Raw genomic sequence first — 23,958 nt, 5'->3', positions numbered from 1 at the left:
AAGATTGACTTTTTCTAATTAAATACGGTACAATAGAGAAAACAAAGAAAAGAAGTGAAAAGCATGTTACCAGCTTATATGAAAATCCACGATCAGATAAAAAAAGATATCGACGAGCATCGTTGGATGATAGGAGAAAGACTGCCAAGTGAACGGGATCTGGCAGATCAGTTTCAAGTCAGTCGGATGACCTTGCGACAAGCCATTTCTCTCTTGGTTGAGGAGGGGGTTTTGGAGCGTCGTGTTGGAAGCGGAACCTTTGTTTCTAGCACTCGAGTTCAAGAAAAAATGCGGGGCACCACTAGTTTTACGGAGATTGTCAAATCCCAAGGGAAAGTTCCTTCTAGTCAGCTGATTTCCTATAGGAGAACCATTCCCAATGAGCAGGAAGTGGCAAAGCTAGGTATTTCACCAACTGAGAATATCATCCGTATGGAGCGGGTTCGGTATGCCGATCAAGTTCCACTAGTCTATGAAGTCGCATCCATTCCTGAGAAATTTATCAAGGATTTCAAAAAAGAAGAAATCACCAGTCATTTCTTCCAAACCTTGCAGCAACATGGTTACCGAATTGGAAAATCCCAACAGACCATTTATGCGAGATTGGCTAAGGAAAAGATTGCCCATTACTTAGAAGTCGAGAAAGGGCATGCCATTTTAGCCTTGACTCAGGTTTCCTATCTCGATGATGGGACGGCTTTTGAATATGTTAAGAGTCAGTATGTGGGTGAACGTTTTGAATTTTATCTTGAAAACAACTAGTCTTAGAAGACTAGTTTTTCGTTTTTAAGAAGATTAGAATTGTCAAAACAATCTGCCTAGGCTTGATTTTATTCATTATTTACTATAAAATGAGAAGGAAAAACGTCAAACTTTTATATTGCAAATAGGAGAAAAAATGACAAAAACATTAAAACGTCCTGAGGTTTTATCACCTGCAGGGACTTTAGAGAAGCTGAAAGTAGCTGTTCAATATGGTGCGGACGCAGTCTTCATCGGTGGACAGGCCTATGGTCTTCGTAGCCGTGCTGGAAACTTTACCTTTGAGCAGATGGAAGAAGGTGTTCAGTTCGCTGCTAAGTACGGTGCCAAGGTCTATGTGGCTGCTAACATGGTTATGCACGAAGGAAATGAAGCTGGTGCAGGCGAATGGTTCCGTAAGTTGCGTGACATCGGAATTGCGGCAGTTATCGTGTCAGATCCGGCCTTGATTATGATTGCAGCAACCGAAGCACCAGGACTTGAAATCCATCTTTCAACTCAAGCCAGTGCAACCAACTATGAAACTCTAGAGTTCTGGAAAGAACTTGGTCTAACTCGTGTGGTTTTGGCTCGTGAAGTTTCAATGGAAGAATTGGCAGAGATTCGCAAACGTACAGATGTTGAGATTGAGGCTTTTGTCCATGGAGCCATGTGTATTTCTTACTCAGGTCGCTGTACGCTTTCAAACCACATGAGTATGCGTGATGCTAACCGCGGGGGCTGTTCTCAGTCTTGCCGTTGGAAATATGATCTCTATGACATGCCTTTTGGTCAAGAACGTAAGAGTCTTAAGGGTGAAATCCCAGAAGAATTTTCGATGTCAGCCGTTGACATGTCTATGATTGACCATATCCCAGATATGATTGAAAATGGTGTAGACAGTCTAAAGATTGAAGGCCGGATGAAATCAATTCACTATGTTTCAACGGTGACCAACTGTTACAAGGCGGCTGTAGATGCTTATCTCGAAAGTCCTGAGAAATTTGAAGCCATCAAACAGGACTTGGTGGATGAGATGTGGAAGGTTGCCCAGCGTGAATTGGCAACAGGTTTCTACTACGGTACGCCGTCTGAAAATGAACAGTTATTTGGCGCACGTCGTAAAATCCCTGAATACAAGTTTGTCGCTGAAGTGGTTGCGTATGATGATGCGACTCAAACGGTAACCATTCGTCAACGGAATGTAATCAATGAAGGCGACCAAGTTGAGTTTTACGGACCAGGTTTCCGACATTTTGAAACCTATATTGAGGATCTTCACGATGCAAAGGGAAATAAAATCGATCGTGCTCCAAATCCAATGGAACTCTTGACAATCAAGGTTCCACAACCTGTACAAGCAGGTGACATGGTTCGTGCTCTGAAAGAAGGGCTCATCAACCTCTATAAGGAAGACGGGACAAGTGTTACAGTTCGTGCCTAGATAAGGAAAAGGGAATGATTCAAGCTCAAGGTTTATTGGTAGATGATGAAAGCAGATGTGTTCATTATCATAGTGAAAAGGATATTGTTTCACTCCAGTGTTATGAATGCAAGAAATACTACGCATGCTATCAGTGTCACAATGCGATGGAGAAACATGTATTTTCTCCCTATCCCCTAAAACTTTCTAAGGATAAACCAATTTTATGTGGAGCTTGTAAGAGGATTATGACATTTCAAGAATATCAAAAGCAGATAGCTTGTCCATTCTGCTCATGTCCATTTAATCCAGCTTGCAAACTACATCATTCATTTTATTTTAAATAGACAAAAATAGATCCATGCTTTAAGCTTGGGTCTTTCATTATGTTTCAGAAAAATTAGAAAAAATACGGAATTTCTCACCTTAAAAAGAAAACTTTTCCATATAATAGTATTAAAAATAGTAAAATTAGAAATTAATTATCTTAAACGCTTTCAATGTTAGTAAAAAGTTGACAAAAACAAATTTTAGGACTAAACTAAGGAAGTAAATTTAAATAAAAAGGAGAATTCATTATGAATTTAACATTTTTGGGTCTTTGTTTTGCCTGCTTTGGTGTCTCAATCGCTGAAGGAATGATTATGAGTAGTCTTTTCAAATCTGCTGCACGCCAACCTGAAATTATCGATCAATTACGTAGTCTGTTGATTCTTGGGGTTGCTTTTGTTGAAGGTACCTTCTTTGTAACCTTGGCGATGTCATTCGTTATCAAATAGACCACTCTATTTAGAAAAAGAGGTGTCAAACCATGGAAGAAAGTGTGAATCCAACCTTAAATATTGGACCTATATCCTTTGATTTGACCCTACTTGCCATGTCTCTTGTAACTGTTTTGATGGTCTTTGCTTTTGTTTACTGGACTAGTCGTAAAATGACAATCCGTCCAAAGGGTAAACAAAATGCTCTTGAGATGATTTATGATTTTGTGATTAGCTTTTCCAAGGGAAACATTGGGGAAACTTATATGAAGGATTATTCCTTGTTCCTGTTTTCTCTATTTTTGTTTATCTTGGTAGCCAATAATATTGGTTTAATGGCAAAAGTACAAACAACAAACGGTTACAACTTGTGGACTTCCCCAACAGCTAACCTTGGATACGACTTATCCCTCTCATTATTAATCACCTTGATTGCCCATGTAGAAGGAGTTCGTCGTAGAGGCGTTAAAGAATATTTGAGAGCATTTGTTACACCTGGCTTTATGACTCCGATGAACCTTTTAGAAGAGTTCACCAATTTTGCCTCTTTGGCAATTCGGATATACGGAAATATTTTTGCCGGTGAAGTCTTGGCAGGCTTGTTACTAGCCTTAGCACAAAATGCCTTTTATTGGTATCCTTTGGCCTTTATCGCAAACATGTTATGGACAGCCTTTTCGATTTTCATTTCATGTATTCAAGCCTATGTCTTTACCATGTTGTCATCGATGTACATTGGTAAGAAGATAAATGCTGGGGAAGAGTAAGTAGAGGAGGATTAGAAGATGGATTTAACTATTAGTACCATTATTGGTGACTTTATTCTTATCGCTGGTTCCTTCCTTTTATTAATTTTTTTAGTGAAAAAATATGCCTGGGGAAATCTTACCAATATTTTAGATGAACGTGCTGAAAAAATTTCTTCAGATATTGACGGAGCAGAAGCTGCCCGTAAGAAGGCCGAAGAACTCGCTAGCAAACGTGAAGCTGAGTTGGCAGGTAGCCGTTCGGAAGCTAAGACAATTATCGAGAATGCAAAGGAAACAGCTGAGAAAAGTAGAGCTGACATCTTGGCTGAGGCGAAACTGGAAGCAGGACGCTTGAAAGAAAAAGCTAACCAAGAAATTGCTCAAAATAAAGCGGAAGCTTTACAAAGCGTTAAGGGTGAGGTAGCAGATTTGACGATTAGTCTCGCTGGTAAAATCATCTCACAAAACCTTGACGGACAAGCCCATAAAGAACTCATTGATCAGTACATCGATCAGCTAGGAGAAGCTTAATGGACAAAAAGACAATAAAGGTAATTGAAAAATACAGCATGCCTTTTGTCCAATTGGTGATTGAAAAGGGAGAAGAAGACCGTATCTTTTCTGACTTAGCTCAAATCAAGCAAGTCGCAGAAGAAACAGACTTGCCTTCTTTTTTAGCTCAAGTGGCAGTAGATGAGTCAGATAAGGAAAAAACCGTTCGTTTCTTCCAAGACTCAGTGTCACCATTAATGCAAAACTTTATTCAGGTCCTGTTATACAATCACAGAGCAAATTTATTTTATGAAGTAATTGTAGATTGTTTGAGTCGACTTGAAAAAGAAACGAATCGATTTGAAGTAACGATTGCCTCCGCTCATCCATTAACAGATGACCAGAAGGCGCGATTGCTTCCTTTGATTGAGAAAAAAATGTCTCTGAAAGTTCGGACTATCAAAGAACAAATCGATGAAAGTCTCATTGGTGGTTTTGTCATTTTTGCCAATCACAAGACAATTGATGTGAGTATTAAACAGCAACTTCGTGTTGTTAAAGAAAATTTGAAATAGAAAGTGGTGTTCTTTTGGCAATTAACGCACAAGAAATCAGCGCTTTAATTAAGCAACAAATTGAAAATTTCAAACCCAATTTTGATGTGACTGAAACTGGTGTTGTAACCTATATTGGGGACGGTATTGCGCGTGCCCACGGCCTTGAAAATGCCATGAGCGGAGAGCTCTTGATTTTTGAAAACGGCTCTTATGGTATGGCGCAAAACTTGGAATCAACAGACGTTGGGATCATCATTCTCGGTGACTTCACGGATATCCGTGAAGGAGACACTATCCGTCGCACGGGTAAAATCATGGAAGTTCCTGTCGGTGATAACTTGATTGGACGTGTTGTGGACCCACTTGGTCGTCCCGTTGATGGTCTCGGAGAAATCCACACGAACAAGACTCGTCCAGTAGAAGCACCAGCTCCTGGTGTTATGGAGCGTAAGTCTGTATCAGAACCATTGCAAACAGGTTTGAAAGCTATTGACGCCCTTGTACCGATTGGTCGTGGTCAGCGTGAGCTGATCATCGGTGACCGTCAGACAGGGAAAACCACCATTGCAATCGATACCATCTTGAACCAAAAAGGTCAAGATATGATTTGTATCTATGTAGCCATTGGTCAAAAAGAATCAACCGTTCGTACGCAAGTAGAAACACTACGTCAGTACGGTGCCTTGGACTACACAATCGTTGTGACAGCTTCTGCTTCACAACCCTCTCCATTGCTCTTCCTAGCTCCTTATGCTGGTGTTGCTATGGCGGAAGAGTTTATGTACCAAGGCAAGCATGTTTTGATTGTATATGATGATCTTTCAAAACAAGCGGTAGCTTACCGTGAACTTTCTCTCTTGCTTCGTCGTCCACCAGGTCGTGAAGCCTTCCCAGGGGATGTTTTCTACCTACACAGCCGTTTGCTTGAGCGCTCAGCTAAAGTTTCTGACGAGCTTGGTGGTGGATCAATCACAGCCCTACCATTTATTGAGACGCAAGCAGGAGATATCTCAGCCTATATCGCAACCAACGTGATTTCAATCACAGATGGACAAATCTTCCTTGGAGATGGACTCTTTAACGCAGGTATTCGCCCAGCTATTGATGCGGGTTCATCTGTATCTCGTGTAGGTGGTTCTGCTCAGATTAAAGCCATGAAGAAGGTTGCTGGTACTCTTCGTATCGACCTTGCTTCATACCGTGAGTTGGAAGCCTTCACTAAGTTTGGTTCTGACTTGGATGCGGCTACTCAAGCTAAGTTGAATCGTGGTCGTCGTACGGTAGAAGTATTGAAACAACCTGTTCACAAGCCTTTGCCTGTTGAGAAACAAGTGACAATCCTGTATGCTTTGACACACGGATTCTTGGATACAGTTCCAGTGAATGACATTGTTCGCTTTGAGGAAGAGTTCCATATCTTCTTTGATGCACAACATCCAGAAATTTTGGAAACCATTCGTGAAACAAAAGACTTGCCAGAAGAAGCAGTCTTGGATGCTGCGATTACCGAGTTTCTCAATCAATCCAGCTTCCAATAAGAATAGAGGTGTCAGATGGCAGTATCTCTAAATGATATTAAAACAAAAATCGCCTCAACCAAGAATACTAGTCAAATCACTAATGCCATGCAAATGGTATCGGCTGCTAAGTTAGGTCGCTCTGAAGAAGCAGCACGCAATTTTCAAGTTTATGCTCAGAAGGTTCGTAAGCTTTTGACGGATATTCTACATGGTAACGGATCTGGTGGCTCTACCAATCCAATGCTCATTAGTCGTCCAGTTAAGAAAACAGGCTATATCGTTATTACTTCAGACCGTGGCTTGGTTGGAGGTTATAATGCCTCCATCCTTAAAGCTGTGATGGAGCTGAAAGAAGAATATCATCCAAATGGTGATGACTTTGAAGTTATCTGTATTGGTGGTATGGGGGCTGATTTCTTTAAGGCTCGTGGCATTCAACCAATCTATGAATTGCGGGGCTTGGCCGACCAACCAAGTTTTGATGAAGTTCGAAAAATTATTTCAAAAACGATTGAAATGTATCAAAATGAACTTTTTGACGAACTCTATGTCTGCTACAATCACCACGTTAATACGCTCACAAGTCAAATGCGTGTGGAGCAAATGCTTCCGATTGTAGACCTCGATCCGAACGAAGCAGACGAGGAGTATAGCTTGACATTTGAGTTGGAAACAAGCCGAGAAGAAATTTTGGAGCAATTGTTGCCACAGTATGCTGAAAGTATGATTTACGGGGCTATTATCGATGCCAAGACAGCTGAAAATGCCGCAGGTATGACAGCTATGCAGACAGCGACTGATAATGCCAAGAAAGTTATCAATGATTTGACAATCCAGTATAACCGTGCCAGACAGGCGGCGATTACACAAGAAATTACAGAAATTGTAGCAGGTGCTAGCGCCTTAGAATAAGGCTTTAGTCCAGCTCGTATGAAAATGAACTTATACTCAATGAAGATCAAAGAGCAAACTAGGAAGCTAGCTGTAGGCTGTACTTGAGTACGGTAAGGCGACGCTGACGTGGTTTGAATTTGATTTTCGAAGAGTATTAGGACCTAGTTGAGCTAGGAACCGACAGTATCTTATATAGAATAGGAGAAGGAGATGAGTTCAGGTAAAATTGCTCAGGTTATCGGACCCGTTGTAGACGTCTTGTTTGCAGCAGGGGAACCACTTCCTGAGATTAATAATGCACTTGTCGTCTACAAGAATGACGAAAGAAAAACAAAAATCGTCCTTGAAGTAGCCTTGGAGTTGGGAGATGGTATGGTCCGTACGATCGCCATGGAATCAACAGATGGTTTGACTCGTGGAATGGAAGTTTTGGACACAGGTCGTCCAATCTCGGTTCCAGTAGGTAAAGAAACTTTGGGACGTGTCTTCAATGTTTTGGGAGATACCATTGACTTGGATGCTCCTTTTGCTGAAGACGCTGAGCGTCAGCCAATTCATAAAAAAGCTCCAACTTTTGATGAGTTGTCTACCTCTTCTGAAATTCTCGAAACTGGGATTAAGGTTATCGACCTTCTTGCCCCTTACCTTAAAGGTGGGAAAGTTGGACTCTTTGGTGGTGCCGGAGTTGGTAAAACCGTCTTGATCCAAGAATTGATTCACAACATTGCCCAAGAACATGGTGGTATTTCAGTATTTACCGGTGTTGGGGAACGTACTCGTGAAGGGAACGACCTTTACTGGGAAATGAAAGAATCAGGCGTTATCGAGAAAACAGCCATGGTATTTGGTCAGATGAATGAACCACCAGGAGCCCGTATGCGTGTTGCCCTTACTGGTTTGACCATCGCCGAATACTTCCGTGATGTAGAAGGCCAAGATGTGCTTCTCTTTATTGACAATATTTTCCGTTTCACTCAGGCTGGTTCAGAAGTATCTGCCCTTTTGGGTCGGATGCCATCAGCCGTTGGTTACCAACCAACACTTGCAACGGAGATGGGTCAATTGCAAGAACGTATCACATCAACCAAGAAGGGTTCTGTAACCTCTATCCAAGCCATCTATGTGCCTGCGGATGACTATACTGACCCAGCGCCAGCAACAGCCTTCGCTCACTTGGATTCAACGACTAACTTGGAACGTAAGTTGGTACAGTTGGGGATTTACCCAGCCGTTGACCCACTTGCTTCAAGCTCTCGTGCCTTGGCACCTGAGATTGTTGGTGAGGAGCACTATGCTGTAGCTGCGGAAGTTAAACGTGTTCTTCAACGTTACCATGAATTGCAAGATATCATTGCTATCCTTGGTATGGATGAACTCTCTGATGAAGAAAAAACCTTGGTTGCGCGTGCCCGCCGCATCCAGTTCTTCTTGTCACAAAACTTCAACGTTGCGGAGCAATTTACTGGCCAACCTGGTTCGTATGTACCAGTAGCGGAAACGGTTCGTGGCTTTAAGGAAATCCTTGAAGGGAAATATGACCAGCTACCAGAAGATGCCTTCCGTGGTGTCGGTTCAATCGAAGACGTCATTGCTAAGGCAGAGAAAATGGGATTTTAAGAGGTGACCTATGGCTCAGTTAACTGTCCAGATCGTGACACCAGATGGCCTCGTCTATGATCACCATGCCAGCTTTGTATCGGTTCGAACTCTGGATGGTGAGATGGGGATCTTGCCACGACATGAAAATATGATTGCGGTTTTAGCGGTTGATGAAGTAAAGGTAAAGCGAATCGATGATGATACTCATGTAAACTGGATTGCAGTGAACGGGGGGATTATCGAGATTGCCAATGACATCATTACCATTGTAGCCGACTCAGCAGAGCGTGCTCGTGATATTGATATCAGTCGTGCGGAACGTGCCAAACTTCGCGCCGAACGAGAAATCGAAGAAGCCCATGAAAAGCATTTAATAGACCAAGAACGACGTGCTAAGATTGCTCTTCAACGTGCCATTAACCGTATTAATGTTAGAAATAAACTATAAAAAATGAACTTGAAACTCAAGTTCATTTTTTTTCTTAGTTAGAAAAACTGATGCAAACTGCTTCTGGGACATGGAAGTCGTTAGAAAGCTCTGCAAGACGACCACTTTCAGGATTGCGCTTAAAGACCGTTGTATTATCAGAATCTTGGTGAACAGCAATCAAAAATTCCTGATCAGGTGTGATATCAAAATCACGTGGTGTTTTACCGTGACTTGGAACAATCTCTAATAATTCCAAACTACCATCAGCTAGGATTGTATAGACTGCAATGGAATCATGGCCTCGGTTGGAAGCATAGAGGTAGTTACCATCTTTTGAAAGACGTATAGCAGCAGTACCGTTAAAGCCCGTATACCCGTCCGGCAAGGTCGAAATAACTTGCATGCGTTCAAACTCACCAACACCATCATAAATCAAGACCTCTATGGTGCTATTCAGTTCGCAGATGAGATAGGCAATCTTATAGTGGTGATGAAAAACGATGTGACGAGCACCTGCTCCAGGCTGGCTTTGATAAGTATTTAGTTTACTTAGTTTGCCTTCTAGAGTAACATCGTAGGTCGTTACTTCATCTGTACCTAGATCACAGGTGACGAGATACTGGTCAGGTGTTAGATCCGTAAAGTGTACATGTGGGGAAGTTTGGTTTTCATGAGGACCTTGTCCACTATGCTGATCTAGATCCGTTTGGATGAGGCTACCATCCGCTTGACGTTTATAAACTAGAACCTGACCTTTATGGTAGTTGGCACCGTACACGAGACTACGCTTTTCATCCACTGCCACATAACAATGAGGAGCGCCATCTTCAACTACATGGTTTAACAAAGTGCCATCGGTCTTGTAAGCAGCGATGCCACCTAAGCCATCCTGACTTCCTACGGTGTATAAGTATTGTTTCTGGTCAAAGGCAAGGTAGGTCGGACTGGGTTCAGCAGCAAAAAGTTCAAGGTTTGCAAGCTGGCCTGTTTCTGTATCAAAATCTGCCTTATAAATCCCTTTAGATAAGCGACGAGTATAAGTTCCAAAATAAACAGTTTCTTTCATGTCCACACCTCTTAATAATGATAAGTTCATTATACCACAAAATAACTGCCATGATGCATCAGTCTTATTTATGTAAGCACTTTAAAAAAGAGTTATTTTAGATTAAAAATGGTATAATGAGAGAATGACAGAAAGGATGTATTTATGGAACATAAAGAGAAACATTTTAGCCTATCTTGGTTCTTCAAGTGGGTTTTAGATAACAAAGCTATCACTGTATTTTTAGTAACCTTGTTACTGGGGTTAAACATTTTCATTCTAAGTAAGATTAGTTTTATTTTTTTACCCGTTTTAGACTTTTTAGGGGTTGTCATGTTGCCAGTTATTTTATCTGGTTTACTTTATTACCTCCTCAATCCGATTGTTGACTGGATGGAGAAACACAAAATCAATCGTGTGCTTGCAATCAGTATTGTTTTTGTCATTATTGGAATTTTTATCATTTGGGGTCTGGCAGTCGCAATTCCTAATCTGCAACGTCAAGTCTTAAATTTTGCGAAGAATGTGCCGACATACCTGGAAGATGCTGATAAGGTGATCAATGACCTTGTAACCAAACGCTTGCCAGATGATTTTAGACCACAGTTGGAGCAGGTTCTTTCCAATGTTTCTAGTGAGGCGACCATGTGGGCCAGCAAAATCTCTTCTCAAGCTGTTAACTGGGTTAGCGCCTTTATCAGTAGCGTTTCCCAGGTCATTGTTGCGGTTATTATCGTACCCTTCATGCTCTTTTATCTTTTGAGAGATGGGAAAGGCTTGCGAGATTACCTGACTAAATTCATCCCAAACAAGTTAAAAGAACCTGTCGGACAAGTTTTGTCAGATGTTAATAAACAGTTGTCAAACTATGTTAGAGGGCAGGTTACAGTTGCTATTATTGTGGCAATTATGTTTATTATCTTCTTTAAGATTATTGGTCTCAGATATGCTGTGACTCTTGGTATTACGGCTGGTATCCTCAATCTAGTACCTTACTTGGGTAGTTTTCTAGCGATGTTACCTGCTCTGGTTTTGGGCTTAATAGCAGGACCTGTCATGCTATTGAAAGTTGTGATTGTCTTTATCGTAGAACAAACGATTGAAGGACGCTTCGTTTCACCTCTTATTCTAGGGAGTCAGCTCAATATTCATCCCATCAATGTCCTCTTTGTTCTCCTAACTTCAGGTTCTATGTTTGGTATTTGGGGAGTCTTGCTGGGAATCCCTGTCTATGCCTCCGCTAAGGTAGTTATTTCTGCTGTCTTTAACTGGTACAAAAAGGTCAGCGGTTTGTATGAAGAAGAAGGGGAGGAAAGCAAGAGTGAACAATAGTCAACGCATGCTCCAGGCTTTGGATGAACAAGATCTAAACAAAGCAGATCAGTATTTTCGCAAAGCACTTGAAACTGATTCGACCGAAGTTCTCTACGAACTAGCAAATTATCTTGAGGGAATTGGCTTTTATCCTCAGGCCAAGGAAATCTATCTAAAAATTGTGACAGAATTTCCAGAAGTGAATCTGAACCTGGCAACCATTGCTAGCGAGGATGGAAATGTTGAGGAAGCCTTTGCCTATCTGGAAGATATCACACCAGATAGTGATTGGTATGTATCGGCTTTGGTATTGAAAGCAGATCTCTATCAGCTGGAAGGTTTGACGGATGTAGCACGCGAAAAGTTACTGGAAGCCTTAAATTACTCAGATGATGCCTTATTAGTTTTTGGTTTGGCTGAGTTGGATAGTGAGTTAGGAAACTATCAGGAAGCCATTCAAGGCTACGCTCAGTTGGACAACCGCTATATTTACGAACAAACGGGCGTATCAACCTACCAACGAATAGGCTATGCATATGCTCAGTTAGGCAAGTTTGAAGCTGCAACTGAATTCCTAGAAAAAGCCTTAGAACTAGAATACGATGATCAAGCTGCTTTTGAACTGGCTAGTCTTTACTTTGACCAAGAAGAGTATCAAAAATCTGTTCTTTGCTTTAAGCAGATTGATACCATTTCACCTGATTTTGAAGGATATGAGTATGGTTATAGTCAAGCCTTGCACAAGGAACATCAGGTGGAAGAAGCCTTTCGTATCGTTAAACAGGGTTTGGAGAAAAATCCATTTGAAACTCGGCTCTTGTTAGAGGCTTCTCAGTTTTCTTATGAATTGCATGATGCTAAGGCAGCGGAGGACTTTCTCCTTACTGCAAAAGAAGATGCAGAAGATCTTGAGGAGATTTTCCTTCGACTCGCAACCATTTATATGGAACAAGAGCGATTTGAGGATATTATTGCTCTCCAAAGTCAAGAACCTGAAAATCTCCTTACTAAGTGGATGATTGCCCGTTCTTACCAGGAAATCGAGGATTTAGATAAGGCTTATGAGCTTTATCAGGAACTATCGCTTGATCTCAAGGATAATCCTGAATTTCTGGAGCAGTATACTTATCTCCTGCGTGAATTGGGGTATTTTGAAGAAGCCAAAGTGCAAGCTGAAGCATATTTAAAACTGATTCCAGATGATGTTCAGATGCAAGAACTCTTAGAAACACTTTAAAAGTTATCTCTCTAAAAAAACGTATCCGTCAATTTGACAGATACGTTTTTTTGAAACAAATAGAATTTTTTTACAAAAATCCTTGCTAAATTGTTTATTTATGCTATAATAGGAACAATAATTTTTAGGAGGTGCAGTATGTCTTATATGTTTGAGATATTACCAAGTTTATTGAACGGTGCAAGTATGACTCTTCAAGTCTTTGCTCTGGTCTTAATCTTTTCAATTCCTTTAGGGATTATCATCGCTTTTGCCTTGCAAATCCATTGGAAACCCCTCCATTATCTGATTAATCTCTATATATGGGTGATGCGAGGAACTCCCTTGCTCTTGCAATTAATCTTTATTTACTATGTTCTCCCTAGCATTGGGATACGTTTGGATCGTCTTCCTGCTGCTGTGATCGCTTTTGTATTAAACTATGCAGCCTACTTTGCTGAAATCTTTCGTGGTGGGATTGAAACCATTCCGAAAGGACAGTACGAGGCTGCAAAAGTGTTAAAATTTAGCCCCTTTGCTACGGTTCGCTATATTATCCTTCCTCAAGTGACAAAAATCGTCTTACCGAGTGTCTTTAATGAGATTATGAGTTTAGTCAAGGATACCTCTTTGGTCTATGCCTTGGGGATTTCAGATTTGATCTTGGCTAGTCGAACAGCAGCCAATCGGGATGCTAGTCTAGTTCCTATGTTTTTGGCTGGAGCGATATATTTGATCATGATTGGTCTTGTTACCATTGTAGCGAAAAAACTTGAGAAGAAGTACAGTTATTACAGATAGGAGGATTGCTATGTTAGAATTACGAAACATCAACAAGGCCTTTGGTGGCAAACAAATCTTAACCAATTTTAGCCTATCAATTCCTGAAAAGCAAATCCTTGCAATCGTAGGTCCATCAGGAGGCGGAAAGACCACCTTGTTACGTATGCTAGCTGGATTGGAAACCATCGATTCTGGGGAAATCTACTATAACGGCGAATCGCTAGCTATAGACGAACTAGAAAAGCGCAATCTTCTGGGATTTGTTTTCCAAGATTTTCAACTCTTTCCGCATTTGTCAGTTTTAGATAACTTAACTCTGTCTCCTATAAAAACAATGAATATGGAGAAGGAAGTTGCTGAGAAGAAGGCGCGTGGTTTGTTAGAACAACTTGGGTTATCAGGTCATGCTGAAGCCTTTCCGTTTTCCTTATCTGGTGGACAAAAGCAGCGTGTCGCCTTAGCGCGTGCCATGATGATAAACCCAGAAGTTATCGGATATGATGAGCCTACATCAGCTTTAGACCCAGAGTTACGGTTAGAGGTGGAAAAACTTATCCTTCAAAATAAAGAGCGTGGCATGACCCAGATTGTTGTAACCCACGATCTTCAGTTTGCTGAAAACATTGCTGATCAGATCCTTAAGGTTGATCCAAAGTAGGAGTAGGAGGTGCCTATGAAGAGAAAGAAAATTGCCCTTGTAATTGCACTGTTCTTTAGTTTCTTCCTGACGGCTTGTACTCAGAAGGCAAGTGATCCAAATCAGGATAATTGGGCCAATTATCAAAAGCAGGGAAGCATTACCATTGGCTTTGACAATACCTTTGTTCCCATGGGATTTGAGGAAAAGAATGGCCAGTATGCAGGTTTTGATATTGACTTAGCTCAAGCTGTTTCTGAAAAGCTAGGAATTCAGATTAAATTTCAACCCATCGACTGGGATATGAAAGAAACCGAACTACAAAACGGTACTATTGATGCCATCTGGAATGGCTATACAGCTACAGATGAACGGAAAGAGAAGATTGCTTTTACCATTCCTTACATGGAAAATCAACAAGTTTTGGTCTCTAAAAAGTCTCAAAATATCCACTCAATTAAGGATATGACTGACAAAGTTTTAGGGTCCAGGCTGGTTCTTCTGGCTATTTGAATTTTGAAGGCCAACCAGAATTACTCAAGAATCGAGTGAAAGACCAGAAGGCAAATCAATACCAAAGTTTCAATGAAGCCTTAATTGATTTGAAAAATGATCGGATTGATGCCTTATTGATTGACCGTGTTTATGCCAATTACTACCTTCAGTCTGAAGGAATATTAAATGACTACAATGTCTTTTCAGCAGGATTTGAAAGTGAAGCTTTTGCAGTGGGTGTTAGACCTGCTGATAAAACTTTGCTAGCTGCTCTAAATCAAGCCTTTGTATCACTATACCAAGAAGGAAAATTCCAGGAAATCAGCCAAAAATGGTTTGGGGAAGATGTAGCTACCAGTCAAGTTAAAAATCAAGAATAAGAAAAGAGATTGAGTTTTTCCTCAGTCTCTTTTTACATCGAAAAATCCTCTGGAAAGTACCAGAGGATAAGAGTTTATTTCATTGTTGGGAAGAGCAATACATCACGGATAGTAGTTGTATCCGTGAGGAGCATGCAGAGACGGTCGATACCGATACCCAAACCACCTGTTGGTGGCATACCGTATTCAAGGGCTTCAATGTAGTCGTAGTCGATACCTGTTGCTTCATCATCACCAAGCTCTTTAGCTTTAGCTTGGGCTTCGAAACGGCTAAGCTGGTCGATCGGGTCGTTCAACTCAGTAAAGGCATTACCGTACTCCTTAGTCATGATAAAGAGCTCAAAACGGTCAGTAAAGCGTTCGTCCTCAGGATTTTTCTTCGCGAGTGGAGAGACAGCTACTGGATGACCGTAGACAAAGGTTGGTTGGATCAAGGTTTCTTCAACAAATTCTTCAAAGAAGGCATTGATAACGTGACCAACTTCAGTGTAGTGTTTCTCAACTGGAACTTTCTTCTCAGTAGCGATAGCTTTAGCTTCCTCGAAAGTCATGTCTTGCCAGAAATCAACACCAGTAATTTCCTTGATAGCATCCACCATGTGAACGCGTTTGAATGGTTCGTTGATTTTGATTTCAGTTCCTTGATAGTTTACTGGACCATCACCCTTAACTGATTTAGCAACGTGTTGGATAATACCTTCCGTCAAGTCCATGATATCTTGGAAGTCCGCATAAGCTTGGTAGACTTCAATGGAAGTGAACTCAGGGTTGTGAGTGGCGTCCATTCCTTCGTTACGGAAGATACGGCCAATTTCATAGACACGTTCCATACCACCAACGATAAGACGTTTTAAGTGAAGTTCCGTCGCGATACGAAGCACCATGTCAATGTTCTGTGCATTGTGGTGTGTGATAAATGGACGAGCAGCAGCACCACCAGCTTCATTATGAAGAACAGGTGTTTCCACTTCAAGGAAACCTTTTTGGTCTAGATAACGACGGATTTCAGAGATGATTTTTGAACGAGTGACAAAGCGTTCAAAGCTTTCACGGTTAGAAATCAAGTCAAGGTAACGTTTACGATAAATTGTTTCAACGTCAGTCAAACCGTGGAATTTCTCAGGAAGAGGGCGAAGTGCTTTAGACAAGTGTGTGATGTGAGTTGCCTTGATAGAAAGTTCTCCCATATCTGTACGCATGACTTCACCTTCGACACCAAGGAAGTCACCAAGGTCAGCCTTTTTGAAGATTTCGTAGTTTTCTTCACCGACTTCATCTTTACGAACGTAGATTTGGATTTGACCTTCTCGGTCTTGAAGATGGGCAAAGCCAACTTTTCCTTTACCACGTTTAGTTACTAAGCGTCCAGCGATAGTAGCAGTTTCATTTAATTCATGTAATTGTTCTTTATCAAGTTCTGCAAATTTGTCTTTTAGTTCTTGAGAGTTAGCAGTACGTTCAAAACGTTTTCCGAAGGGATCGATTCCTTGTTCACGGAGCGCAGCCATTTTTTCACGGCGAACGATCTGCTGGTCATTTAGTTCTTCCATATGTTCTGTAGACATGGGTTCCTCCTAATTTTACTCAAAATTTGATACGATGAGTCATTTTTTGCGATACTCCCATTTTATCATAAATAGCAGAGAAATTCACGGATATTCTTTGAAAACTAAAAAGAACTTGACCATTAAGATCAAGTTCCATTATTTTCTTTGATAGGAAGTGTCATTCCATCTTTCCAGAGCGAAGGTTTCAAAATCCTCAGTGTCCAAAATTGTCAGACTAGCATTGGCCAAGCCTCCATCTTTGCGGAGGTGAGTTTCTTTATAGCCTAAAAGTGTACGAAGGCTAGCAGTGAGATTGGCCCCATGCCCGACAATCAAAATTCTTTCATCCGGACTTTCTTTCAGAGATTTGATAAACTGAATGGTTCGCTGAGTAGTACTGTAGAGGGACTCAGCTTCAAACATCTTCGTATCAAACTGAGCTAGATTAGAGCGAAAGGCCTTGATTTGTTGTGGGTAAATGGCATTGAGCGTAGCAATTTTTAATCCCTCTAGTTTGCCAAGTTGCCATTCACGTAGGTCAGGAATGCTCTTTAAAGGACAAGGGGGCTGGAGTTGACTTTGGATAATTTCAGCAGATTTAACTGCTCTGGGTAAATCACTAGAATAAATCTTATCAAAAGGTATTTCCTTGAGATACTGGCCCAGTTGTTTTAGGATGTCAATGGACTCTGAAAGAAGGGGAGAGTCGCCGCTAGCACCTTGAAAACGTCCTTCAAGATTCCAGACAGTCCGACCATGACGGACAAAATAGAGTTTCATCAGTTGTTTTCCTCCAAGATATCAGCAAAGTCTGCTTTTACAAAGCTGGTTAAGTCTTGAGGTCGGATGATGATACTATGCCCGACTTCTCCAGCAGAGACGATCATTTTTTCCAAATCCAAAGCAGTCTGATCAATAAAAATAGGATAATTGTGTTTTTGGCGAATGCCGACGGGGTTATTAGCCCCATGAATATAGCCTGTCGTTTTTTCTAGGTCTTTTTGTGGAATCATGCTCACTTTTTTATTGCCAGAAACTTTTGCTAGTTTTTTCTCGGCGAGGTGTTCTGTTATGGGAACAATTCCAATAATTGGTCCTGTCTTGTCTCCCATAAGAGCCAAGGTTTTAAAGATTTGGTTTCTGAAGTATTCAGGAGGAAGTTCTCCTTCAAGCGCATTGATTTGAATACCAGTATGGTCAATACCTGCCTTGGTCAAGATTTGTTCGACCAAGGTTTTTTTAATCTTGACTTTTTTTGCCATTATTTATACTTATCCTCCAACTGACTCATCCAGATACCAAGCCAGATACCAAGCGCAAAGAAGAAGGCAACGAGAACATAGCTCACAATGGAAAGTCCAGAGTATTGGATACTTTCAGCATTTCCAGCATTTGGAATCAAAATTAAAAGAGTACTTGAAAGAACAATGCCGATGATAAAGTGATAAACACGGGAGTGGTAGTTGTTCAAGGCATGGTCCATCAATTTTGAAAAGATAACGAGGGTTGCACCTGCACCAATTCCGATAGGAAGGAAGGTTCCAAATAAATCAAAGCTCTTAAAACCAGTGAGCATTGGAGCGTACAGTCCCAAAATCAAGAGTAGATTTGACGGACTTAAACCAGGCACCAAGATACCAAGTGCCAACAGAGCTCCCGCTAGGATGAAGCTAGCGAAACTGGCACTAAGTGAACCAACAACAAAGTTTAGCGCGTAGAGCCCGACTCCTGAAAGGATAAAGGTAGTCCAGAACCAGACTAGGTCAATCTTATCACGATCAGACTCTCGAGTAGACTCTTTAAGGAGGCTAGGAACTGTACCAATGATAGCCCCAGCAAAGCTCCATAAAACATAGACTTGGTAATTTTCTAACAAATACTCGATTGGATATGAAAATAGCCCAATTCCGAGTAACATCCCGATTGCTACTGGGATAAAGTATAGGACATTCTCTTTAAAATCCTTAAAAGGATGAGCCAGAAAAGAAATCATTCGCTCGTAGATACCCAAAATTGCGGCCAGAACTCCTCCAGAAATTCCGGGCAAGATAAATCCAAGGGCAATGACAATTCCTTTAATAACTCGTGTAATCCATGAAAACATAATATAATCCTCAATTTCATAAAATTCTTCTCTATTCTAACAATTATAACACAGACAGCAAAAAAATGAAAAAACAAGTGAAAAAGTTACGATTTTCACTTGTTTTATGGTCTTAAAAATAGCTTTCTAAAGGTTTCTTCTTTTTCCTTCAAAGTAGAAATCAGGTTAATATCTAAATGATGTTCAAATCCAGCAATGCTTCCTTTTGAAGTGTATTGATGGAGGTCATAGTCTAAACTGGTATTGGGTGTTGTTTCAAAGTAACCAGAGTCTGTCCCGTAAGAAGGAATCCAAATAGCAGTGAATTTATCTGTATTGATACTGTGTTCTTGCATGAAGTAAACTCCAATATAGATGCCGATATTTTTAGCACCTAAAGATTCCAGTTTAGCACGAAAGGCTTCAACCCCTTCGTTCATATCAGACATTGTTTTTTCTTCCACGTCCAACCAATAGTAACTAGGGTTGTAAGGTGAAGCAGCATTATAGAAAACTTCAGCGGCTTTTTCCATTTCTTCCTTGCTGGGGCTAGCTAGATAGGCATAGACTCCAACTGGGACATTACGCTTTTGAAATTCTGTAATATGACTTTTATAGGCTTTATCGATACCATTGGCATAAGCCGCATCATTTTTTTCAGTATGTTGAGCCCCATTGTGGACGCGAACAATAACACCTGAAATATTTTGAGATAAGGTATCGTAGTTGATTTCCTCAGGTCTTTGCCAACCAGAAACATCAATAATAGGTTTGTCAAGATTATGCAAGGCCTGATTTTCAACCTGGACTGCATTGGGTTTTGACTTGACAGGATGGTCTTCATAAGTTGGTTTATTGAGGATCAAAATAGCTATAAATATAGTAAATATAGTAAAAATAATAGCTGGATTAATCTTTTTTCTCATATCTATTTAGTTTAACGTAAATAGATAAAAAAATCAAAGAAAACATCGGAAAAAGTGAATATATGGGCGTCTTTTCCCTATTTCTCTGTTTGTTTACTCCTAAGAAACTAAATTATGGTATAATATAAGGGAATTTCTAGAGAAAAGAGAAGATTATGTCAAATTATGCCATTATTTTAGCAGCGGGTAAAGGTACTCGCATGAAATCAGATCTTCCAAAGGTACTTCACAAAGTAGCTGGAATTTCGATGTTGGAACATGTTTTTCGTAGTGTTGGTGCTATTCAACCTGAAAAAACAGTTACTGTAGTGGGTCACAAGGCTGAGCTAGTTGAGCAAGTATTGGCTGGTCAGACAGACTTTGTTACCCAATCAGAACAACTAGGAACTGGGCATGCTGTCATGATGGCAGAGCCAATTTTGAAAAATTGCTCTGGTCATACTTTGGTTATCGCTGGGGATACGCCTCTGATTACGGGTGAAAGCTTGAAAAATCTCTTGGATTTCCATATCAATCACAAAAATGTTGCGACGATCTTGACAGCTGAAGCGGCAAATCCTTTTGGATACGGTCGAATTGTCCGTAACGATAATGCAGAAGTTCTTCGTATTGTTGAGCAGAAGGATGCGACTGATTTTGAAAAACAAATCAAGGAAATCAATACAGGAACTTATGTATTTGACAATGAACGTCTTTTTGAAGCTCTTAAAAACATCAACACCAACAATGCCCAAGGTGAGTACTATATTACTGATGTGATTGGCATCTTCCGTAATGCGGGTGAGAAGGTTGGGGCCTATACTCTCAAGGATTTTGATGAAAGTCTCGGGGTAAATGACCGTGTAGCTCTTGCGACTGCAGAAGCAGTGATGCGACGCCGTATCAATCAAAAGCACATGGTTAACGGCGTTAGCTTTGTCAATCCAGAAGCAACCTACATCGACATTGATGTTGAGATTGCTCCTGAGGTCCAAATCGAAGCCAACGTTACCTTGAAAGGTCAAACGAAGATTGGTGCGGAGACTATTTTAACAAATGGAACTTATATTGTGGATAGTAATATTGGAGCTGGGGCTGTGATTACGAATTCCATGATAGTGGAAAGTGCAGTTTCAGATGGCGTGACTGTAGGTCCTTATGCCCATATCCGACCAGGTTCAAGCCTAGCTTCTCAGGTTCATATTGGAAACTTCGTAGAAGTCAAAGGTTCTTCAATCGGTGAAAATACCAAGGCAGGTCATTTAACCTATATCGGAAACTGTGAAGTAGGCAGCCATGTTAACTTTGGTGCTGGTACGATTACAGTAAACTATGACGGTAAAAACAAATATAAGACCGTGATTGGCAACAATGTCTTTGTTGGATCAAATTCAACCATCATCGCCCCTGTAGAACTTGGAGATAATTCTCTTGTTGGAGCTGGTTCAACCATTACCAAGAATGTACCTGCGGATGCTATCGCAGTTGGACGTGGACGACAAGTTAACAAGGATGAGTACGCAAGGCGCTTGCCTCATCATCCTAAGAACCAGTAGGAGTCGATTATGGAATTTGAAGAAAAAACGCTTAGTCGAAAAGAAATCTATCAAGGCCCTATCTTTAAACTGGTGCAAGATCAGGTAGAACTGCCAGAAGGCAAAGGTACTGCCCAACGTGATTTGATTTTTCACAATGGAGCTGTTTGTGTACTAGCTGTGACAGCTGAGGATAAAATTGTACTCGTTAAGCAATATCGAAAGGCCATTGAGGCTGTTTCTTATGAGATTCCCGCAGGAAAACTGGAAACTGGTGAAAATGCGGATCCAATGGCAGCGGCCCTTCGTGAATTGGAAGAAGAAGTTGCCTACACGGCTAAGTTAGAACTGTTGTACGACTTCTATTCTGCGATTGGATTTTGTAATGAAAAACTAAAACTCTACCTCGCTAGTGATTTGGTCAAGGTGGAAAATCCTCGCCCACAAGATGATGATGAAACCTTGGAAGTCCTAGAAGTAAGTCTAGAGGAAGCCAAGAACCTGATCCAGTCAGGTCATATCTGTGATGCCAAGACTATCATGGCAATCCAGTACTGGGAACTACAAAAGAAATAGAGGAGCAACCCATGGGAAAACCTTTATTAACAGATGAAATGATTGAACGTGCCAATCGTGGTGAGAAAATCTCAGGACCACCTCTTCAAGATGATGAGGAAACCAAAATCCTGCCTACTGCATCACAACATTTTGGTTATTCACGTTCTAGAGACCACGGTTTTAGTCAAGATACACTTACAATTGAAGTAGAACCAACGATTCATAAGAGCCGTCGTATTGAGAACACGAAGAGAAATGTTTTTAATTCGAAACTCAATCGCATCTTATTTGCAGTCATCCTACTCTTGATTTTATTAATTTTGGCGATGAAACTCTTGTAATTGAAAGGACATGAAATGAAAATTGGAATCATTGCTGCCATGCCAGAAGAGCTCCTATATTTGACTCAGAATTTGGACAAAGCTCAAGAAGTTCAGGTCTTGGGAAACACCTACTATACTGGCACTATTGGCAAGACAGAAGTTGTCCTAGTTCAGAGTGGGATTGGGAAGGTCATGTCGGCTACGAGTGTAGCTATTCTAGCTGACCATTTTCAGGTAGAAGCTATCATCAATACAGGATCAGCAGGTGCTCTTGCCGAAGGGATTGCTGTTGGTGATGTCGTGATTGCAGATAGACTAGCATACCATGATGTGGATGTGACTGCCTTTGGCTATGCTTATGGCCAAATGGCTGGTCAACCTCTTTACTTTGAATCAGATAAGAAATTTATCGCTAGGATTAAAGAAAACTTATCTCAGTTAGAACAGACCTGGCACCTAGGCTTGATTGCTACAGGAGACAGTTTTATAGCTGGAGATGATAAGATTGCTAGTATCAAATCCCACTTTCCAGATGTTCTAGCTGTTGAGATGGAGGGTGCAGCCATTGCTCAGGCAGCTCAGGCTCTTGGCTTACCTTTCCTAGTCATTCGAGCTATGAGTGACAATGCCAATCACGAGGCCTCTATCTCATTCGATGAGTTTATCATTGAAGCTGGACGTCGTTCTGCCCAAGTCTTACTAGCCTTTTTAAAGGCTTTGGATTAAGCGGAAATTTGACAGTTTATCTAGCTTATGATAAGATTTAAATAAAGAAAAGCTAGAAAACGTTTCAGAGGATATTATGAGTATTGAAATGACCGTCAGTGAGATTGCAGAGGTCTTAGGTCTATCTCGTCAAGCAATCAACAATCGTGTCAAAGAACTTCCAGAAGAGGACACGAAAAAAAATGACAAAGGTGTAACTGTAGTTACTCGAAGTGGCTTAATTAAGCTAGAAGAAATCTACAAAAAAACGATTTTTGAAGATGAGCCAGTCAGTGACGATGTAAAACAACGCGAACTGATGGAAATCTTGGTCGATGAGAAGAATGCTGAAATTCTTCGATTGTACGAGCAACTCAAGGCCAAGGACCAGCAGTTGGCAGAAAAAGATGAGCAGATGCGCATCAAAGACCGTCAGATTGCGGAGAAGGACAAACAGTTGGATCAACAACAACAGTTAACTCTTCAAGCCATGAAGGATCAAGAAACCTTGAAACTAGAGTTGGACCAAGCAAAAGAAGAAGTCCAAGCAACTAAAAAAGGCTTTTTTGCTCGCCTGTTTGGAGGAAAATAAAGAAGCTGTTTGGGTTATTCACTAACCTAATGGCTTCTTTTATTATTTATAGTTAAAATCGAGTCGAAATTGAGGGAAAAATGGAAAAATTACGAGATTATATTGCCTTTGATTTAGAGTTTAATCAACACGATGGGGTTACTCATTTAATTCAAGTATCAGCAGTCCGCTTTCAAGATGGACAAGAAAGTGCTGCTTTTGATTCTTATGTTTATACTACAGCCCCATTGAAGAGTTTTATCAATGGTTTGACTGGGATCACAGCTGAAACCTTGAAAGATGCGCCGAAAGTAGAGCAAGTTTTAAAAGATTTTCAGGCCTTTGTTGGCAAATCACCAATCGTTGGCTACAATGCAGCTAAGAGTGATTTACCAATTCTCTTGGAGCACGGTTTGGACTATCGTGACCAGTATAAGGTCGACCTATATGATGAGGCTTTTGAACGCCGTAGTTCTGACCTACACGGCATAGCCAATCTCAAATTGCAAACTGTGGCAAATTTTTTAGGGTTTAAAGGACAATCGCATAATAGTTTAGAAGATGCCCGTATGACAGCGCGTGTTTATGAAGCCTTTTTAGAATCGGATGAAGGAAAGCTATTATTGAAAGAACAGAGTAGTCTATCTATGAATCCCTTTGGGGGTTTAGATTTATCCCAATTTTTAGACTAGGAG

At 40.8% G+C, this 23,958-nt stretch carries 27 protein-coding genes and 1 pseudogene; 22 read left to right on the top strand and 6 right to left on the bottom strand.

Going from position 1 to position 23,958, the window contains the following annotated elements; all coding sequences use genetic code 11:
• Window positions 1-63: 63 nt before the first annotated feature.
• The 11 genes from MK409_RS03290 to MK409_RS03240 all read left to right on the top strand — a co-directional run bounded on the left by MK409_RS03290 (window position 64) and on the right by MK409_RS03240 (window position 9,184).
• Window positions 64-762 (top strand): GntR family transcriptional regulator, encoded by a 699-nt coding sequence (locus MK409_RS03290; protein WP_247925475.1) that lies wholly within the window; start codon window positions 64-66, stop codon window positions 760-762.
• A 136-nt stretch (window positions 763-898) separates the two neighbouring features.
• Window positions 899-2,185 (top strand): peptidase U32 family protein, encoded by a 1,287-nt coding sequence (locus tag MK409_RS03285; RefSeq protein WP_268705328.1) that lies wholly within the window; start codon window positions 899-901, stop codon window positions 2,183-2,185.
• 14 nt (window positions 2,186-2,199) lie between these two features.
• Window positions 2,200-2,511 (top strand): CHY zinc finger protein, encoded by a 312-nt coding sequence (locus tag MK409_RS03280; protein WP_268705327.1) that lies wholly within the window; start codon window positions 2,200-2,202, stop codon window positions 2,509-2,511.
• Between the two features lie 231 nt (window positions 2,512-2,742).
• Window positions 2,743-2,943: a F0F1 ATP synthase subunit C gene (locus tag MK409_RS03275; protein ID WP_061409186.1), complete on the top strand. Its 201-nt coding sequence runs from the start codon at window positions 2,743-2,745 to the stop codon at window positions 2,941-2,943.
• A gap of 32 nt (window positions 2,944-2,975) precedes the next feature.
• Window positions 2,976-3,692: a F0F1 ATP synthase subunit A gene (gene atpB / locus MK409_RS03270; protein WP_268705326.1), complete on the top strand. Its 717-nt coding sequence runs from the start codon at window positions 2,976-2,978 to the stop codon at window positions 3,690-3,692.
• Window positions 3,693-3,710: 18 nt separating this feature from the next.
• Entirely contained in the window at window positions 3,711-4,205 is a 495-nt protein-coding gene (gene atpF, locus MK409_RS03265; RefSeq protein WP_000366311.1) for a F0F1 ATP synthase subunit B, read from the top strand.
• Window positions 4,205-4,741 carry a F0F1 ATP synthase subunit delta gene (locus tag MK409_RS03260; protein WP_268705325.1) on the top strand — a complete coding sequence of 179 codons (537 nt, stop codon included), beginning with the start codon at window positions 4,205-4,207 and terminating at the stop codon, window positions 4,739-4,741. The genes atpF and MK409_RS03260 overlap by 1 nt, the downstream gene beginning before the upstream one ends.
• 14 nt (window positions 4,742-4,755) lie before the next feature.
• Window positions 4,756-6,261 carry a F0F1 ATP synthase subunit alpha gene (gene atpA, locus MK409_RS03255; protein ID WP_268705324.1) on the top strand — a complete coding sequence of 502 codons (1,506 nt, stop codon included), beginning with the start codon at window positions 4,756-4,758 and terminating at the stop codon, window positions 6,259-6,261.
• Between the two features lie 15 nt (window positions 6,262-6,276).
• Window positions 6,277-7,155, top strand: coding sequence for a F0F1 ATP synthase subunit gamma (locus MK409_RS03250; RefSeq protein WP_000301235.1), 879 nt, complete (start codon window positions 6,277-6,279; stop codon window positions 7,153-7,155).
• Between the two features lie 192 nt (window positions 7,156-7,347).
• Window positions 7,348-8,754 (top strand): F0F1 ATP synthase subunit beta, encoded by a 1,407-nt coding sequence (gene atpD / locus MK409_RS03245; RefSeq protein ID WP_096407408.1) that lies wholly within the window; start codon window positions 7,348-7,350, stop codon window positions 8,752-8,754.
• 10 nt (window positions 8,755-8,764) lie between these two features.
• Window positions 8,765-9,184: a F0F1 ATP synthase subunit epsilon gene (locus MK409_RS03240; RefSeq protein WP_000068035.1), complete on the top strand. Its 420-nt coding sequence runs from the start codon at window positions 8,765-8,767 to the stop codon at window positions 9,182-9,184.
• 34 nt (window positions 9,185-9,218) lie between these two features.
• On the opposite strand, the gene MK409_RS03235 is transcribed toward MK409_RS03240, so the two are convergent.
• A complete protein-coding gene (locus MK409_RS03235; protein ID WP_268705323.1) occupies window positions 9,219-10,232 on the bottom strand; it encodes a lactonase family protein in 1,014 nt (337 codons plus the stop codon).
• A 144-nt stretch (window positions 10,233-10,376) separates the two neighbouring features.
• On the opposite strand from MK409_RS03235, the gene MK409_RS03230 reads away from it, so the two are divergent.
• The 5 genes and pseudogenes from MK409_RS03230 to MK409_RS03210 all read left to right on the top strand — a co-directional run bounded on the left by MK409_RS03230 (window position 10,377) and on the right by MK409_RS03210 (window position 15,036).
• Window positions 10,377-11,543, top strand: a complete 1,167-nt coding sequence (locus tag MK409_RS03230) for an AI-2E family transporter (protein ID WP_268705322.1) — start codon at window positions 10,377-10,379, stop codon at window positions 11,541-11,543.
• Window positions 11,533-12,762, top strand: a complete 1,230-nt coding sequence (locus MK409_RS03225) for a tetratricopeptide repeat protein (protein WP_268705321.1) — start codon at window positions 11,533-11,535, stop codon at window positions 12,760-12,762. Before MK409_RS03230 ends, MK409_RS03225 begins: the two co-directional genes overlap by 11 nt.
• 138 nt (window positions 12,763-12,900) lie before the next feature.
• Window positions 12,901-13,542 carry an amino acid ABC transporter permease gene (locus MK409_RS03220; protein WP_268705320.1) on the top strand — a complete coding sequence of 214 codons (642 nt, stop codon included), beginning with the start codon at window positions 12,901-12,903 and terminating at the stop codon, window positions 13,540-13,542.
• Window positions 13,543-13,552: 10 nt separating this feature from the next.
• Window positions 13,553-14,182, top strand: coding sequence for an amino acid ABC transporter ATP-binding protein (locus MK409_RS03215; protein WP_268705319.1), 630 nt, complete (start codon window positions 13,553-13,555; stop codon window positions 14,180-14,182).
• A gap of 15 nt (window positions 14,183-14,197) precedes the next feature.
• Window positions 14,198-15,036: pseudogene (locus MK409_RS03210) on the top strand (amino acid ABC transporter substrate-binding protein).
• 74 nt (window positions 15,037-15,110) lie between these two features.
• On the opposite strand, the gene lysS reads toward MK409_RS03210, so the two are convergent.
• The 5 genes from lysS to MK409_RS03185 all read right to left on the bottom strand — a co-directional run bounded on the left by lysS (window position 15,111) and on the right by MK409_RS03185 (window position 19,592).
• The gene (lysS, locus tag MK409_RS03205; protein WP_268705318.1) at window positions 15,111-16,601 is read right to left on the bottom strand and encodes a lysine--tRNA ligase; all 1,491 of its coding nucleotides are present in this window, start codon (window positions 16,599-16,601) and stop codon (window positions 15,111-15,113) included.
• Between the two features lie 138 nt (window positions 16,602-16,739).
• Window positions 16,740-17,363, bottom strand: coding sequence for a histidine phosphatase family protein (locus MK409_RS03200; protein WP_268705317.1), 624 nt, complete (start codon window positions 17,361-17,363; stop codon window positions 16,740-16,742).
• Window positions 17,363-17,845 (bottom strand): aminoacyl-tRNA deacylase, encoded by a 483-nt coding sequence (locus MK409_RS03195; RefSeq protein WP_268705316.1) that lies wholly within the window; start codon window positions 17,843-17,845, stop codon window positions 17,363-17,365. Before MK409_RS03195 ends, MK409_RS03200 begins: the two co-directional genes overlap by 1 nt.
• Entirely contained in the window at window positions 17,845-18,687 is an 843-nt protein-coding gene (locus MK409_RS03190; protein WP_268705315.1) for a DUF368 domain-containing protein, read from the bottom strand. Before MK409_RS03190 ends, MK409_RS03195 begins: the two co-directional genes overlap by 1 nt.
• Before the next feature lie 104 nt (window positions 18,688-18,791).
• Window positions 18,792-19,592, bottom strand: a complete 801-nt coding sequence (locus MK409_RS03185) for a glycoside hydrolase family 25 protein (RefSeq protein WP_268705314.1) — start codon at window positions 19,590-19,592, stop codon at window positions 18,792-18,794.
• Window positions 19,593-19,747: 155 nt separating this feature from the next.
• Between MK409_RS03185 and glmU the strand changes: the two genes are divergently transcribed.
• The 6 genes from glmU to MK409_RS03155 all read left to right on the top strand — a co-directional run bounded on the left by glmU (window position 19,748) and on the right by MK409_RS03155 (window position 23,955).
• Window positions 19,748-21,127, top strand: coding sequence for a bifunctional UDP-N-acetylglucosamine diphosphorylase/glucosamine-1-phosphate N-acetyltransferase GlmU (glmU, locus tag MK409_RS03180; protein WP_268705313.1), 1,380 nt, complete (start codon window positions 19,748-19,750; stop codon window positions 21,125-21,127).
• Window positions 21,128-21,136: 9 nt separating this feature from the next.
• Window positions 21,137-21,682, top strand: coding sequence for an NUDIX hydrolase (locus tag MK409_RS03175; RefSeq protein ID WP_061416773.1), 546 nt, complete (start codon window positions 21,137-21,139; stop codon window positions 21,680-21,682).
• Between the two features lie 11 nt (window positions 21,683-21,693).
• Entirely contained in the window at window positions 21,694-22,005 is a 312-nt protein-coding gene (macP, locus tag MK409_RS03170; protein ID WP_000517868.1) for a cell wall synthase accessory phosphoprotein MacP, read from the top strand.
• Between the two features lie 15 nt (window positions 22,006-22,020).
• A complete protein-coding gene (locus MK409_RS03165; RefSeq protein WP_268705312.1) occupies window positions 22,021-22,713 on the top strand; it encodes a 5'-methylthioadenosine/adenosylhomocysteine nucleosidase in 693 nt (230 codons plus the stop codon).
• Between the two features lie 76 nt (window positions 22,714-22,789).
• Complete coding sequence (gene rocS, locus MK409_RS03160; protein ID WP_000021248.1) at window positions 22,790-23,284, top strand: chromosome segregation protein RocS; 495 nt, start codon at window positions 22,790-22,792, stop codon at window positions 23,282-23,284.
• Window positions 23,285-23,364: 80 nt separating this feature from the next.
• Window positions 23,365-23,955 carry a 3'-5' exonuclease gene (locus MK409_RS03155; RefSeq protein ID WP_268705311.1) on the top strand — a complete coding sequence of 197 codons (591 nt, stop codon included), beginning with the start codon at window positions 23,365-23,367 and terminating at the stop codon, window positions 23,953-23,955.
• Window positions 23,956-23,958 lie beyond the last annotated feature (3 nt).

Source organism: Streptococcus oralis (genome assembly GCF_026782375.1).
Taxonomy (GTDB): domain Bacteria; phylum Bacillota; class Bacilli; order Lactobacillales; family Streptococcaceae; genus Streptococcus; species Streptococcus oralis_CL.
The sequence above is the reverse complement of the archived record's forward strand: the minus strand, read 5'-3'. Positions and strand labels throughout refer to the sequence as shown.